General features: G+C 24.4%; 12 protein-coding genes and 4 pseudogenes. 6 read left to right on the plus strand and 10 right to left on the minus strand.

Features of this window, described 5'->3' with window-relative positions; genetic code table 11:
• Positions 1 to 398: 398 nt before the first annotated feature.
• Complete coding sequence (locus HNQ06_RS05080) at positions 399 to 4,214, minus strand: class I SAM-dependent DNA methyltransferase (protein ID WP_184107869.1); 3,816 nt, start codon at positions 4,212 to 4,214, stop codon at positions 399 to 401.
• A 169-nt stretch (positions 4,215 to 4,383) separates the two neighbouring features.
• Between HNQ06_RS05080 and HNQ06_RS05930 the strand changes: the two genes are divergently transcribed.
• The 5 genes and pseudogenes from HNQ06_RS05930 (at position 4,384) to HNQ06_RS05100 (ending at position 6,973) form a co-directional block, all read left to right on the plus strand.
• Entirely contained in the window at positions 4,384 to 4,452 is a 69-nt protein-coding gene (locus HNQ06_RS05930) for a hypothetical protein (RefSeq protein WP_425486284.1), read from the plus strand.
• A 307-nt stretch (positions 4,453 to 4,759) separates the two neighbouring features.
• Positions 4,760 to 5,590 carry a complement regulator-acquiring protein gene (locus tag HNQ06_RS05090; RefSeq protein WP_184107870.1) on the plus strand — a complete coding sequence of 277 codons (831 nt, stop codon included), beginning with the start codon at positions 4,760 to 4,762 and terminating at the stop codon, positions 5,588 to 5,590.
• Positions 5,591 to 5,787: 197 nt separating this feature from the next.
• Positions 5,788 to 5,925 (plus strand): annotated as a pseudogene (locus HNQ06_RS05095) (complement regulator-acquiring protein); the annotation flags it as partial.
• Positions 5,926 to 6,675: 750 nt separating this feature from the next.
• Positions 6,676 to 6,765: pseudogene (locus HNQ06_RS05950) on the plus strand (BB0158 famile outer surface lipoprotein); the annotation flags it as partial.
• Between the two features lie 28 nt (positions 6,766 to 6,793).
• Positions 6,794 to 6,973: a hypothetical protein gene (locus HNQ06_RS05100; RefSeq protein WP_184107871.1), complete on the plus strand. Its 180-nt coding sequence runs from the start codon at positions 6,794 to 6,796 to the stop codon at positions 6,971 to 6,973.
• 241 nt (positions 6,974 to 7,214) lie between these two features.
• Here HNQ06_RS05100 and HNQ06_RS05850 read toward each other — a convergent pair.
• Positions 7,215 to 7,380, minus strand: a pseudogene (locus HNQ06_RS05850) (phosphorylase family protein); the annotation flags it as partial.
• 250 nt (positions 7,381 to 7,630) lie between these two features.
• On the opposite strand from HNQ06_RS05850, the gene HNQ06_RS05105 reads away from it, so the two are divergent.
• On the plus strand, positions 7,631 to 8,485 hold the full coding sequence (locus HNQ06_RS05105; protein ID WP_184107873.1) for a S2/P23 family protein: 855 nt from the start codon (positions 7,631 to 7,633) through the stop codon (positions 8,483 to 8,485).
• Positions 8,486 to 8,812: 327 nt separating this feature from the next.
• On the opposite strand, the pseudogene HNQ06_RS05955 reads toward HNQ06_RS05105, so the two are convergent.
• From HNQ06_RS05955 to HNQ06_RS05140, 8 genes and pseudogenes are all read right to left on the minus strand, one after another.
• A pseudogene (locus HNQ06_RS05955) lies at positions 8,813 to 8,959 on the minus strand (hypothetical protein); the annotation flags it as partial.
• A gap of 884 nt (positions 8,960 to 9,843) precedes the next feature.
• A complete protein-coding gene (bptA, locus tag HNQ06_RS05110) occupies positions 9,844 to 10,464 on the minus strand; it encodes a virulence-associated protein BptA (RefSeq protein ID WP_184107874.1) in 621 nt (206 codons plus the stop codon).
• 12 nt (positions 10,465 to 10,476) lie between these two features.
• Positions 10,477 to 10,983 carry a hypothetical protein gene (locus HNQ06_RS05115; protein WP_184107876.1) on the minus strand — a complete coding sequence of 169 codons (507 nt, stop codon included), beginning with the start codon at positions 10,981 to 10,983 and terminating at the stop codon, positions 10,477 to 10,479.
• 734 nt (positions 10,984 to 11,717) lie between these two features.
• Positions 11,718 to 12,299, minus strand: a complete 582-nt coding sequence (locus tag HNQ06_RS05120; RefSeq protein ID WP_184107877.1) for a chromosome replication/partitioning protein — start codon at positions 12,297 to 12,299, stop codon at positions 11,718 to 11,720.
• Positions 12,300 to 12,315: 16 nt separating this feature from the next.
• A complete protein-coding gene (locus tag HNQ06_RS05125) occupies positions 12,316 to 13,074 on the minus strand; it encodes a ParA family protein (protein ID WP_184107879.1) in 759 nt (252 codons plus the stop codon).
• On the minus strand, positions 13,050 to 13,613 hold the full coding sequence (locus tag HNQ06_RS05130; protein WP_184107880.1) for a DUF226 domain-containing protein: 564 nt from the start codon (positions 13,611 to 13,613) through the stop codon (positions 13,050 to 13,052). The genes HNQ06_RS05125 and HNQ06_RS05130 overlap by 25 nt, the downstream gene beginning before the upstream one ends.
• Positions 13,614 to 13,622: 9 nt before the next feature.
• The gene (locus HNQ06_RS05135) at positions 13,623 to 14,696 is read right to left on the minus strand and encodes a plasmid maintenance protein (protein WP_184107882.1); all 1,074 of its coding nucleotides are present in this window, start codon (positions 14,694 to 14,696) and stop codon (positions 13,623 to 13,625) included.
• A gap of 563 nt (positions 14,697 to 15,259) precedes the next feature.
• Positions 15,260 to 15,612: isochorismatase family protein (locus HNQ06_RS05140; RefSeq protein WP_184107883.1), on the minus strand; the 353-nt coding region annotated here is incomplete at its 5' end.

Consider the following 15,612-nt stretch of genomic DNA (forward strand, 5'->3'; position numbering starts at 1 on the left):
TATTTAGAGTCAGTCCAAAATGTATTTATACTATTAAAAAATTAAATATTTAATTTTTTAATAGTATAAATACATTTTGGACTGACTCTAAATAACTCTAATAACTCAACATTTAACTCAAAAATCCTAAATTTTAACTTGTATTTTTCAAAAATAGGAATACATATACTAATATGTTAGTATGCAAATTTTTTTAAAAAAGCAACCCTGCCAAACAGAAAATTTTTTTTAGAATAAATTCATTCGAATTTATTCTAATTGGTTTAAATATTACACCACTCTTTTTATCCAAATTATCTATTTTAAAAATCTTAAGCAATACCTTAATTCTTTTATTTTTCTAGATAATTTCTCAATTTTAAATCTTATTTTTTATTTTTTCTACTAACTTATTTATGTTAAAAAATTTTATTATTTAATAAATAATTTTCATATCCTTTTATTAAAGACGAAATATAGTCTTCTCCTTTTTTATTTTTTAATGCCTTAAAATCACTAAGTAAAATGATAAAATCTTCTTTAGTTAATGAGTAAAGACTAGCTACAATAAAATTGTTTTCATTTTCTTTTTCTTTAAAAAATTCATCTTCTTTATCTAGTTTCAGTATTTTATTAACTTTTTCTTTGCTAAGCTCAAAATGTTCTAAATAAAGTAAATATTTAAAATTATCGGAATCATTTTTAGCTATCATTAAAGAAGTGTTTTTCACAAGATTTAAATATAAAGAATTACTTAAAATTTCTTTTTCTTCAGGTTGAGGCATGGAACATTGATATAAACATGGTTTTAGTACATTTGAGTTAACAAATCTTCTAATCATAAAGTCAAATACAAATGTGTTAAAAATAGATACAATAAATAATTTTTTATAAATAGATATTGGTATTTTCTCATAATTTACATATATTGAATGTACACAATAACAATTTCTAGGGCATAATGTACTAATCATTGTTCTTTCATCTGTGTTTCTTGCAATACCTCTATAGAACACTCTTTCAGTTTGAAAGTGATTATCTTTAGTTAATGCTTTTTCTAAGTTTTTTTTATCTATCCACAGCAATTTAGAACTTTCTTTTGCGTCTTTATCTTCAAAAAATCTTGAATTAAATTGATGAATATTAGATCCGGAATAAAGAAATATAAAGTTTTCATTATTATATTCTTTATAGAATGCTTTATAAATTGTTAAATTTAGTCCTTGTTTAAAATCAATATACTCTTCACTCAGAGTACTAAATTGACTAAATATTTTGTTAATTAGGCCAAATTCTTTACTATCTTTAAATTCAATAATTGACTCTTGAATAGGAGATAGTTTTTTAATTTGACCTATATTTAATTCAATTCCTTTATAAGGATCATCTTTACCATCTTTTAAATCTCTGGTTATTTCTTTAATAATGTTATCATCACACTGAATCATAAATTTTGCTTTAAAACTTGATGTAGGGATTTTAGTATTACTAAGTTGAAATATTGCAAATTTAAAACTTGAATGCACATCTTTAAATCTTTTTTTATTTTCAAATTGATAAATACAATTAAGTTTATAGTTAGCAAATATATGTTTTCTTAGTGTTTTTGAACTAAATTCACTCCAAAAGCTTGAAGGAACCAAATAGGTTAAATTGCCTTTTCTTTTTATTAATTTTAGATTAAATGCTACAAAGTATCTAAAAAGATTGGGATCACCACCACTGGTAAAATCTTTAAAATCAAATTTATAAATATTGTTAATAGCACTTATACTGTTTTTTTCTTCGTTGTATTCAATATTCAAAGGATGATTATCTTTACTAAGTATTTCTTGCTTTATTTTATTTTGTTCTTTTATGCTTAATTTTCTGTAACCAGGAATGTGTTTTGAGAAAAGCTCTGCTTCATTAAACTTAGTTCTCTCCCATGGAGGATTTCCAATTACAATATCAAATCCTTCCTGAATATCAGGAAACTCAATTCCATAGTGAAAAAATTTATAGTAGCTACTCAATTTTTTAATTTTTTCTATTTTTTCCTTATCTTCACTAGAAATTTTATTGCCCAAAATATTTTCAATTAAACTAATTACAGATGTAATATCACTAAATTCTATATTCAAAGATTTGTCAAAAGATAATGAATAAAGTTTGATTAAAGAAAATATTATTTTTAAGTTATCTATATCTTCACTTTCTTCATATTCTTTGTATATCTTTTTAGATTTTTCTATATCTTCTTTAGTAGTATCATTAATGCCTTTAATTTTTTGATAAATATCTTCTAAAATAGTTGTAATTTCTTTAATTCTTTTTTTAAACAAAGAAAATCCACTCTCAAATTTCTTTTTTGTAATATAAAAAAATTCCTCTTTGGTATATCCTAAGAGAGCATTTCCTACTTTTATATGATGCTCAATAAAGCTTAGTGGTGTTCCAAAAATAAAAGTATTAATCCATAAACTTAGCATAGTAATTTCAACTGAAATAGGATTAATATCAACGCCATAAATACATCTCTTTAGTAGCATCCTTTTAAGTACCAATTCCTTACTTATACTATCCTGAACATCATACTCTTCACTTTCTTTTAGAATAACTCTATATTCTTTATCAAGCTCTTTTTTTACATCTTCAAATTTATCTAATTCGTACCATACTTTTTCCGTTAAGTAATCTAGACAAGAAATTAAAAAATGCCCTGACCCACAAGAATTATCAATAATTTTTATATCTAAAGGGGACTTGGTTTTAAGCTGTTCTTCAATTGACGATGTAACCATAAAATCGGTTAGGTCACCTGGGGTGTAATATGCTCCACTTTTCTTTCTATCAAGCGACCTAGATGTAATATAAACATTGCCTTTATAGTATGTAGCAACTTTGTTTACCTGCTTGTTTGCAAGCTCTTCTTCGGTACGAATGAGATAAACTCCGTCTTCAATAATACGATGAACAGTAGTATCTGCAATTCTTAGGTCATATTCAAGCAGGGTTTCGTATAATTCTCCAAAACTTTTAGGATCTAACCTTGAATACTCCACAAATTTTTCATCTTTAATATTTTTTTCTTCAAAGAAGAGTATTTTAACCAGTATTTCTTCAAGCTCACTAATACTTAGCAAACTTTCATTATTTAAATATTTAACCTTATCTTCTGCAAATAATCCGCCATTAAATATAGGAAACTTTATTGCATCACTTCCTTTATCAAGTAAATTGAAAATTGTTATTATTTTTTTATATCCTAATTTCTTTTTTGTATTTTCATCATAAAAAAAATACCTAAAAGATATAGAAGATCTGTATAGCTTATTTTCTTCTAATATTTTCTTAAAAATTTCATTATCTTCAATATATGCAATAAAAAATATTCTTAAAATAAAAAGAATTGATTCTTCAAGTATGCTAGCTAAAATACGCCCGGTAATTTCTTTGCCTGACACTTTAAATTCTTTGTCATATATATTTTTTGCAATTTTAAATACTATAGAGTCATCGGGTCTCTCATAAAGTATCTCTCTTAAGGTTTTTTGAATTATCTCTTTTTCTTTGTTTATTTGTTCTTTTTCAACTTCTATTATGTTACTTTTTTTTAAGAATCTTTCTTTTCTTATAAGGTAGATGAATAAAACAAACCATTCTTGTTCCTTATATTCTTCTTTTTCTTCAATTTTAGAAAAATTAAACTCAATATATCTTTTTTCTCCATAAAGTACTTTTGATTTGTCATACAATCTCCATACCTTTCCATTAGAAAGTATCCCATAATGTTTTTGATATTGATTTAGATATCTATATAGCTGATCTTCTGCTTCTTTTACTTTATCTTTAGTATAAAAACTAAATGCTGGACGCTTAATTTCTGCTATAAGCAAGATATTTTCAACAGGAATGGGTTCATTATTTTTTTTAGCTTCTTTTACTTTATTATTAAAAGCTACTTTGTCTTTATCATTTTCAAAAAGTAGTATATCTATTCTAGACTCTACTCCTTCTATTTGCCCAGCTTTTTGTTGTTCTACTGAATAATTTAGCTCTTCAAATATAGACTTTAGCAAAGACTCTATATTTGCTTCTGTTGAATTGTCGTCTATTGAAGAAAGTTTGTTTTTTATAAGAATAAAAAGGTCTTTTAGTTTATTAGGATTTTCCCTTTTAATAAAGTCTTTTGATAATTGTTTATAAAGAGATACATTAGGATTGTTTGTTTTTACGATATCATTAGTTTTCATTATCTATGCTTTATAAAAAATCCATTTATATTGTTTACAAATCTTTTCCATATATTATTAATACTAACAATATATTCTAAAAAAATTAAGTTTTTAATTAAAAACTTAATTTCTAGATAAATCGGTTGACAAAATAACTTTCAATAAATTAAACAATGATAAAGATCATATTCATTTATTACTAGAATTTGCTCCCGATATACACCCTTCTAAATTTATTAATACTCTAAAACAGTAACTTTAAGATTTATAACAAAAAAATATTTTACTTATTTAGACAAGTATTACTAAAAACCTTATTTAGTCTAGAAATTATTCCCTTTTATTTACTAAAGATGACCCTATTAATATCGTCAAAAAATATATCAAAACCAAAACAAATCTATTTATTGGCAAATTCATCTCCACCAAAATTTCATAGAAATTATAGATGGAAAATTCTTTGTTATTTTTTGGCATATTATTCAATAATATTATTAAATTGTAATATTATTATTTTGCATTAAAATTAATATTTATTAGTTTAAATTTGTAAGGAGAATATTTTGAAAAACCCTAAATTAAATAAATCTAAGCTTAACATTATTACAGCAATATTAACTTCAATTTGCATATCATGTGCACCTTTTGGCAATATTAATCCAAAAAAGCTAAAAAATACTACCGCCTCTAACAACCTAAAAAAAACAACGCGAAGCAACAATTCTAGAAATCTAAAAAAAACAAACAGTCGCACCAATTCAGAAAATTCAGCAGAAAATAACCAAAATTTTGAAAATGAATCTCAAAATTCAAAATCTTCAAATCAAAACTCCCAAGAACAAACTACAACCTCAAAATTAGAAAAAATTGGCAAGGACCTGGAAACTCAAGAAAAACAAGACAATATACAAATAGCTAAAATTGATACACAATATGATTTCCTAGAAACTTTCAAACTTAAAAATGGTGATTATTTTATGCATAATGCAAAAATGCACTTAAAAAAAATAATTTACTCATCCTTAAATTACGAAAAAGAAAAAATATTGACATTAAAAAAAATTCTTGAAAAACTTGATAAAAATTCTGCAAACCGCACAATAGCTGGCAAATTCCTTGAAACATCAAAGTATATTCAACTTAAAATAGAAGGTAGACATTTAAACAAAATACAAGATATATTACAAACTCTAAGCAAAGAAAAGGCCAAAGAATTACTACAACACACAGAACAGGATTTAAAGATAAAACAAAACTTTATAAAAGCTTTAAACGCAACTATTGAGGCTTACAATAAAAATTCTGGCAACATTAAAACAGATAATGCCGCGCTAGCAAACCACATAAATGAGAAATACTCCTATGTTCTTTCTCTACTAAATCAAGCTGATTAGTCTAAACAGAAATTAATAAGTTACACTTGATATTTTTTTTAAAAGAGAAGTTAATTCTTCTCTTTTTTTATTCGTAAAATATAAATCCACACTAAAAACATGCAATAGAAATTAAATTTTTAATATCAAATAAATTTACTATTGTTATTTTGAATTAAAATTAATATTTAGTAATTCAAATTTATAAGGAGAGCGTTTTGAAAAACTTTAAATTAAATATTATTAAGCTTAACATTATTACAACAATATTAACTTCAATTTGCATATCATGTGCACCTATTGGTAAGGTCAATCCAAAGCCAAATAGTAATACCAATCCAGAAAATAACCAAAATTAGAATTTAGAGAAGCTTTTCGTATAAATTTTTTATAATTTTTAGGATTATACTCATTGGCAACTATGTTCAATATTTCTAAAATGGCTATAATAAAAGGAATATTGAAATTATACTATGTAAGCTGACGATGCACTTTCCATATCTATTATAATTGCATTTTCAAATTCTTCAAAAATATTTTAGATATATTGATTTTCATAATTAATAGATCAGTCTTCCAGTAATTATTAACCCTAAATGTAATATTGTCCCGCCTATCTTGATTTAGAAGCCTTTATTGCAAATGTTTATTTGATATAAATTTTTTAGGATGTTCTGGAGCCTGTCCTATTTAATACTTAAAGGAATTCAAAAAACATATACAAAGCTAAAAATTATCCAAAAAGCAATCTTTCATACTACATGTTCCAGATGGTATAAAAATAAAAAATGATTTAAGAAACTATAAAGCTTATCTTTTAAAGTTCTTTAAATCCACAAAAGCTTTGCTTTAAGCTCCGATATAAATATAGAATATGGGGAAGGAAAGTACCAATAGTTAAAATTATAGCTTTTGAGTAAACTAAAGAGGGTGAAAAAAATATAAAGTTAAAAGCCCAAAGTTAATTTCTGAAAGATCAAATATTGATTTTTATCAATATAAAATTAGTATTGCTCTAATTGGGTAAAGGGGGCTTCAAGAAAGCCCGGGCGCATTAATTCATATAATTTTGGGGGTTTAAATGACGATTTAAAAAAGCATTTGTTAAATTCCTCTACAAGAAAAGCAAATGTAATTATATGCTTGCGCATCTTACTATACAAGATAAACAAACTAATGGGAATAAAACCTATTGAATTGCATTGAGTCTAAAATTATTTCATTATGGTTGTTAGTACGGATGTTTTAAATTTTTTTGATATTTTCAATATCATTAAAAAATTGTTATTTTTTGCAATAAGCTGTAATGATATTTTTACTAAAAAAGGAACACTTTCTAATCTAAAATTGAGTGCAGTTGAACACTGTATTTTAGACGACATAAAAATAGTGATCATGAATTAAAAAATAATTTATTTGAAAGTTATGATGAAAAAACTTGAACGAGTTTTTTATGAGTTTGGAATCTAACCCTTTTTTATACAATTTTTTAGCTTGTATTTGTTAATATTACAATTTTTTAAACTCTTCTTGAATCTTTTCAATTTATTAATTGAAATTATGTTCATGCATATTATATAAATCTTGAAAGTTTCTAAGTCTAATACTGAATATTACGATTTATTTTTGGTTATCATATATTTTTTTAAAAAAATTTATTATATTCAATCTCATTAACTTCTTTATTTAAAATATCGGTATGGCCCAATAACTATAAAATGGATATTAAACGTATGTGCAACATACCCTATTGCGACACCTTCCATCTCAACAACTATTACATCTTTAAAGTTTTTTATAATTTTGTTCATCTATTTTAGATCAATAGTTGTAAAAACTTATCAACACAAAAATAATATAAACAATAAACATTTTTTATTTGCATATTGCTTCCATAGAGTAAACATAATATTTATAATATTTTCTACAAATTCTAAAAAGTTAACAGACTGGTTGATGTTGATCCACAGAATTTTTTGTCTTTTACTTAATTCTTTTTGTGATATAATGAAAAAATATTTTATAAATCCTTGACTTTGATCAAATTAATAGAGGAATTTTATGAAAAAAGACATACGTATTTTGAATATATTTTTATATGTACCATTATTTTATTCGTGTTTTTTTACGCCACCAAAATCTTCAAAAATCAACAGTATCAAAACTGAAGTTTTTGATTTTAAGATAGAGGAGGATATTACAAAACATAATAAAACCCCAATCAAAGAGAGTAATAAAAATATTTGTCTTACTTTTAAAGAACCCGAATTAAATGAAATAAAAGAAGGAGAGGTGTTTGAAATACTTGCAAGCGGTTATGTTACATGGGCAAAATCTGGTAGCTTAAGAGCTATAAAAGATAAAAATAACAATTTAATTGAAGATCTTAGGGAACTTAAGTACTCTTATATTTTTTCACCCATCCGATTCAAAACTTATTCGCTGTTTAGCTTTAATACTAATTATAGCATCAATGACAATAACTATACAATATTCGGTCAAGAAGTGCCTATAGCTAAGATAATAGCATTTGAATCAACTGTAGAGTTTGAAAAAAAATACGAAGTCAAAAGTTTAAAATTAAATTCTGAAGAGTCGAATATTGATTTTGAACAAAATAGAACCGGTTTTGCAAAAATCAATTTCAAAGAAACTTCAAAGGAACCTAAATACATTTATTCATATAATTTTGGAGTTTTTGACAATTCCTTAGCAGATTATTTTAAGCTCTTTTACAAGAAAAGTAAATGTAACTATATGCCTGCATATCTTACTATAAAAGATAAACAAACCGATAAAGATAAAACCTACGAAATCCTATTAAATATAAAGCTATTTAATGATGCTATTAGATTAATATTTGATAAATATTCAAATTTATCAAAAGAAAAATTAAAACTTTTTATTGATGAATGATAAAAACTGAATAAGAAAAGCAAAGAAAATGGAAACAAAAATTTTTAAAAGTTTCTTAAGCATTATGTAAAATATTTAATTTAAATATAATATATACCTAGGTTTTTACAAACTTAAAAGGAGCTGGGATATAATATGGGAAACATATCACAATTTCTTTTCTAAACAATAAAAAAATTATTACTTTTGAATTTTAAATTACTTGCTAACGGATTTAAATAAATTTATTTGAACTAGCTTTTTTATAATTCTATTGTTTATTAAATATCCTAGTTTCTTACTTTTTATTGTTTCAGTAATATAATTTGCTTATAATTTTTTCAGAATTTACAAATTCTTTGCAACGAGTTTGTGCATATTCTTCAAATTATCTCTACTTGCATTTAAATTTTTTTGCTTTTCTATTATTTTACCAATTAAGTCTTTTTCCCTTTCAAACAACTCACACATTAAAGTTCTCAAAAATTTCTTATCTTTTTTACAAAAAAAGCTTCTTCTTTTTCAAATGCGAAATTAATTCTTTTAAGTTCTTTTTTTTTTAGATTTAGTTTTATTTAACTTTCTCCCTATATAACTAATGCTAGCATAGCGATTCTTAATTGATATTTTAATTAAACACCTTGTTTTTATTGGTGCCTATATGTATTTTATGAGAATGATAGAAGGACATTCATTTTACAAAGTTTCTGAAGCTCAAAAAATCCTTAAAAACAAGTTTAATTATAAAATCATAAAAAGCCATTAAAATACAAATTTGGGGCTTTTGAATGTTTATATTAAAATAGGAAATATAATGATGATTTCATAAGATTCCTTAAAATATTTAACACTTAGTTTGGTCTTGTTTAAAAAACCGAAAAATATAAAATAGAAATAAAAAAAGAAATTCAAGAAAAAATGCCTAAATTTAGAGAATTAATCAAAAAAAGATAAATATATTGTTTATATAATGGATGCAATTTTAAAAACACCTATCTCCTAATTCTAAAAACAGAAAACTTTCTCCTATGCTACAGAAATAAAATTTTTAACAACAATTATTTTTATTATTTCGGCCCTTTTTTCTCAAATTTTTATTGTCCCAAAAAGGTAACAATAAAACGAATAATCTAGAAGAAGTGACCAATTTGTTATTTAAAAACTTTAAAATTTTTTTGCAATGCATTTTAAATTCCAAATTGCTTTTGCATAAATAAATAAACTTCTCTTTGCGCAAATGAAAATCCAAGCCGATCACTAAAATATTTCTTAAAAAATTATATTCAGCTAGCCTAGATATCATTTGCTTTTTATGCTGAAAAGCATCCTCTTGAATACTGGAATTAAAAACACACTATTTTTAAAATTTTCAATTTAAATTAAAGATTGTATTTTGGCAAAAAATTTTCTATATCTATTTTATATTCTCTATCTTCATTAGAAATTAACACAATCTTTAATCGTTTTAATTTTTTGATTTTCTTAAAAAACCCTTTAGAAATAGTAACGCTCAAGGTATTTTTTACTACAAAAGGAAATTCTAAATGAAAAAACTTTTCATTTATATTCGGATCACCAATGTTAAAATCTTTTAATTGCTGCCATTTCTCACTTGGCAAATTATTTTCATGATTTGAAACTTTAGCATCTTCAAATCCTTCAAAAATTACACTTTTAAAACCTAAAATTTTGTTGTCGTGAACTTTAAAATCAAACTTATAAACGATAGATAACGCTCTATAAGCATCTGCACGATAACCTGTCGCTTTCATCATCTTTTTATGCTCAAGCTCAGGAATTATAAGCTGTGATTTTATAAAAACCAATTCTTTCAAATTACTATCTTTAAAAAGATGTGTATAGGTTTCATCGATAACAACATTATCTTCAAACTTTTCAACAATTTTATTATAAATAATATTGTTTTCTTTTTGTTTGTAAAAAAAGAAAACTAAAAAAATACAAATTGATAATAACCCAAAAAATAATATTTTCCTCATTAATAATCTATCCTATTTATGAAAAATCATGTCAAATGCACTATAAAAATGCACACTATTTTCCCTGCTTACCTTGAAAAAATACTTTTTTTTCTTATTATTTATCTCATCGAAACATTCAACGTATACATCAATTCCATTTTCTTCTGCCAACTTTCTTATTTTATTCATTTTTTCACTGTGCTCAAAGAAACTCATATCAAAATTAAAATAATTAACCTCGTCAATAAAGCGAGAGCGAGCATTGATTGGGTGGTCTATCACAGAAACCCCATTAATATACACCTTTTTAAATACAATCTCTGTGCTATTTTTAATTTGTATTTTAAAATCTAAATCTATGTATCCTTCATGACAATGTCTTAAAATAAAGGATCCAAATTGAGTTTTTAATTCAAGAATTAAACCGAAATCATATCTATTACTATCATTTAAAATAAAAACTTCTTCAGACGCTGCACTAGAAAAAATAAAACTGTTGGAAATTAATAAAAAAAATAATAATATTATCACTTTCATACCTTTTATTATTATACTATTCTAAAGAAGAAATAAATGGGAAAAAAATTTAAATTTCTCTTTTTTAAAACTATTATTTCTAGATCAAAGATTATAGAAATAGTTTATTGCTTTATCCAATGATAGCAGCTTATAGGATCTTTTTTAATATCGTCCTATCATCAAAAAGAACATAAATCACAAAAGCTTTTTAAAGCTGTCTAAATCCTTTATTACAAGGCAATAATTTATGGTAAAAATAATTAAAAAACCCTCCATTTTTGAGCAAATATTTACACGGATTGATTTGGAAAGTCAAATGCGTAATTCTAACACTGATTGATAAAAATACTTTTTAAGTTTTTTATATTTTGAATATAAAAAACTTATTTATAAAAGATTTTTCAATCTAGATTCTTTTGTGATTTTATACCAATAATAATAAAATCACATAGGGCCTAACCATAAATACTCTTAAAGCAAGAATACTTATCTTAAGCCCTATAAATAGACATCGACCAAAGTTAAGGATGCTTATAGTTAATAGCACCACTTATCAAAAGTATACGCCATTATAGTGTTAAAATCAATACGTTATTCTCAAATAATATACATATTTATTTATAAATTATCTTTTAAAGAATTTACTTCACTTTACTGATTATTTTTCTAACATTTTCTGATTAGAGTCAATACTTTATTTTCCAAAAACCATAATTTTATATTCTGCACACAAAATTATCTATATTAAATTTTTAATTATATTTTTTACACTCCTTATATTCTTTCATCATTTCATTAAGCAATTCTTCTTTATCTTTAAGTAATTTTTCTAGCAAAAAACTAGTAAATCTTGCTTTTGATTTGTAATATATGTATGCATTTTCTGTTTTAAGCTGAAATCTTAATGGCCTGATAAAATTTCGATTGGATTTTTTAACTTTCCCCCCTTCTTTATCCTTTAAAAAAAATAAAGAATTCTGTATACCGTTTTCGATTATGTATTTTTCCTGAACCAGCCCTTCTTCTATTGCATTTGCCATTCTTAAATATTCATAAGCCTGGCTTTTTGCTATTTTGTAATTCCTAGTAAACATTTCAAAGTTTTGATAGCCATCTAATTTATAATATTCTTTATCTTTAATCTCTTTTAAGATCTTCATTGTTTCTATTTTATTGTGAATTTCTTTTTGGAAGTTGATTATTAGCCTTTCTTTTAAAAAGAGGAATCGTTCCATTTTATCTTCATCACAATTAATTTCAATTTGCTTTTGATTTTTGCCAGTATTAATGCGATCCTTTATTTTTATATTCATATGTTTTAATTTTACACTCATTTCATTTCCCTATATATTATGAAGTTAAAAATTTTTCTGATAACTGGAAAAATTTCTCAAGTGTAATTTCATATTCTTTTATATAATCTTTATTTAAATCGAAAGTATCGTTCTCTGCTATCCTTTTATTTAAGTCTTCACGTTCATGAATAAGGCCTAAAAAATTATCGTCTCTGCTTATTAATTCTAACAAGTGCTTATAAGTATTATTTTTCTTAAAATTAGTTACCATTGGGAAAATCGGTATCTTCAATTTTAATCTTTTTAGAGCAAATTCTAACAATTGCAAACTCTCTACCGACCATTTTTGAGCAGTCATTGGAATGATTATATAATTACTTACAACTAATACGTTTGTTAGAATAATTCCCAAACTAGGACTAGTATCTATTATTATGTAATCGTATTTATGTTTTAATAGTTTTAAACTATCTTTTAATCTTGTTTCTTTAAATGGGATGTTATCGTCATAAAAAAGGTATAAATATATGTAGCTGGGCAATATGTATAAATTATTGTTTAATCTAAAGGTGGAAGAATTTATATTTTTTTTATCTGCTAATACTTCGTAAATGTTTTGTTTTGAAACATCTACCCCTTGTTCTTCCAATAGATCTGAAAAATAGCTAGTGGTTGATGCTTGTGGATCGGCGTCAATTAGAAGAACTTTATATTTTTTAGATAAGAGTGTTGAAAAAATAATAGCACTTGTGCTTTTGCCAACACCTCCTTTAATTGAGCAAATCGCAATTATTTTAGTGTTTTCTCTATCCATTTATTTACAATTCCTCCATCTGGTAATTCTTTGCAATAAAATTCATACACTTTTTTTTCTAATCTGTTTAACATGTCAATAAATGTTTGAAAATATTTTTTATTAATTTTTTCTTTTTTGATTAACCTAGCAAGACTTCTTAAATAACAAAACACACTGCCTTTTTTAAATTTAAATTCTATATAATATACTTTGGAAAATGTATATGATTTTAAAGTGCCATTGATTTTGTATTTTATAATAATGTTTTTTATAGGTTTTCTGTATCCATAGAAAATTCCTATAAATTTGTCATTTTCTTTTATGGAGAATAAATTGAGTCCTTCTAATTTTCCTTGATTAAATAATTCCCTAAAAAGAATTAAAAATTTGTTTTTTTTGTATTTGTTTATTTCAAATTTATATAGATCCATTAGCATTTTAGTGTGATATATTGTTCTTTCATTGAGAATTTCTTTTTTGATGAAAATTTCTGGCTCTCTGCTTTTTTTTATTATTTCTTTTTTTTTGCTTTTAAGCTTTTCTAGTACACTTTTCATTTCAAACTCTTAATTTATATAGCTATTTTTATAAATATTTTGTGATTCTATTATTTTAATAATTTCATTATAGTATTGATTATTAAATATTTTTTTGTATTCAAGTTTATTTTGTTTGTTTAAGTATTCTTTAATTTTTGACTTTAAATTTATTGTGCTGGTTTTGTTATGTAATTGATCTAAAAGTATGTTATATATGTTGGTTTTCATATTGTCTTTATGTTTTTGGGATTCGGTTTTATTAGTATCGTCCTTTATCTTTTTTATAATTTGATCGAAATCTTTATATTTATTGCTTTCTAATATGAAATGGGGTTTATTTTTATATTTTTGATATGTGTTTTGTATTTGGGTTTCTATTTTTCTTTGGTCGTAACCTTCTTTTATTAAATTTTTTTGGGCTTTTCTTAATATTAAAATTAAATCTCTTTTTTTGTTTTGCATTGTCTTTTGTAAATTGCAATTGTTTTCTTTTTTGAGACAATATTTTTCTTTGATTATAAATTTAAAAAGCTTTATGGTTGTTTCTTTTTTTAAGTTAAGACTAATAATAAAAGAAGAAATCTCATTATCGAAATTGCATTTTTTTGCATATTTTTTTAGTTTAAGTTTATTAACCCTTTTTTTTCTTTCGGTTTCTCTTTCTTCTTTTTTATATTTATTATTAAGACACTCCCCATTTTTTACATTGTCCTTTTTATCGTAATTTATTTTAATGTATGCATTAACACGTCTTTGAAATCTTTCTGTTTTTTTATTCCTAAAGTGTTGGTTTAGTAGATTATAGCAGTCTTTTTTAGAATACCTAAGAGCATAGTAGATTTCAGTGCCCATATTAATACCTAGATGTCTATAGTAGTTAATAGTAATATTTAGCTTTTCTAGTTTATAGAAGTAGTTTCGAAGCGTTTTGATTGAAACTTCTTTTTGCCCGTTGCGCCTTAAGTTGCTGTTAAAACAATAAAGGATGTCTGATTGGTTGTATTTTTTTTTGTTTTTATTAATATACTCAAGTGTCGCAATTAAAGCAATTAGCTTGTGTTGATATTTACTTTGTATTTGTAGGGATTTGTTAACCTTCACTTCTGCCTCCTCAACTTCGGATGGTTTTTATACACTCTTACATAATAAAGCAATTTTTCAGATAAGTAAAGTTTATCACTAAAAAATAAAAATTTTTTATATTGTGAGCCGGTTAAACAGTTGTTATTGGAATTGAATTCTTAAAAGATTTTATTGTATCCATAGACTGTACATTTAGCATTAGAGAATTGTGTCGGTGACGTTGTTTTTAACATTTTGAGATGGATATTTTTATATGATGCATGGGGGAAGTATTTGAGTTCTTTATCATTCTTTTATTATATTTAAATAGGACATTCGAAGTGGTATTATGCAAAGGATAAGTAATATTAAGTTGACTTGTGTTAATTACAGAGCTTTATATGATAGAGATATAAATGTAACTATGAATCTTAAAATTCTTCTTACTAAGAAATAAAAACCAAGGAAAGGGCGGCTTTAATTTAATATAAAGGCTATTCTTTGGTGAATAAACTTTTCTTATATAGCCTAAAAGGCTATCATGGAATGATAGTTTTAATTGTAAATATTAGTTTTCTAATTAAATACTATTGAATGATTTTTTATATATTAAGCTTACTTTGGCTGTCGAAGATATCCTTGGAGAAGCAAGTTAATACATTAAGTTTTATGAGTTCCTGAATTATTAATTCAGGAGTAGCCGTTATGCTTCTTGTAGCATCTGTTATTAGATAAACTTGAAATCCCAAGTTAATTGCATCAAGTATTGTTTCTTTTACACAAAAATCCAATGCTAGTCCCGCTATAAACAATGTATTGATTGAATTGTTTTTCAGATAAAGCTGAAGGCCCGTTTGTTTTTTTTTAGTGTAATCATCATAAAATCCACTGTAACTATCGTAATATTGATCGGTCCCTTTAAAAAAAACTTTTTTTATTTTTTTTGTATTTAGAT

The sequence above is a fragment of the Borreliella lanei genome, assembly GCF_014205895.1.
In the GTDB taxonomy this organism is placed as follows: domain Bacteria; phylum Spirochaetota; class Spirochaetia; order Borreliales; family Borreliaceae; genus Borreliella; species Borreliella lanei.

Excerpts from the sequence above, each read along its gene's own strand:
- HNQ06_RS05130 (WP_184107880.1), bottom strand. The coding sequence starts at position 13,613 with ATGAAAAGTGTACTAGAAAAGCTTAAAAGCAAAAAAAAAGAAATAATA.
- HNQ06_RS05115 (WP_184107876.1), bottom strand. The coding sequence starts at position 10,983 with ATGAAAGTGATAATATTATTATTTTTTTTATTAATTTCCAACAGTTTT.
- bptA (WP_184107874.1), bottom strand. The coding sequence starts at position 10,464 with ATGAGGAAAATATTATTTTTTGGGTTATTATCAATTTGTATTTTTTTA.
- HNQ06_RS05120 (WP_184107877.1), bottom strand. The coding sequence starts at position 12,299 with ATGAGTGTAAAATTAAAACATATGAATATAAAAATAAAGGATCGCATT.
- HNQ06_RS05125 (WP_184107879.1), bottom strand. The coding sequence starts at position 13,074 with ATGGATAGAGAAAACACTAAAATAATTGCGATTTGCTCAATTAAAGGA.
- HNQ06_RS05100 (WP_184107871.1), top strand. The coding sequence starts at position 6,794 with ATGGTTGTTAGTACGGATGTTTTAAATTTTTTTGATATTTTCAATATC.
- HNQ06_RS05105 (WP_184107873.1), top strand. The coding sequence starts at position 7,631 with ATGAAAAAAGACATACGTATTTTGAATATATTTTTATATGTACCATTA.
- HNQ06_RS05080 (WP_184107869.1), bottom strand. The coding sequence starts at position 4,214 with ATGAAAACTAATGATATCGTAAAAACAAACAATCCTAATGTATCTCTT.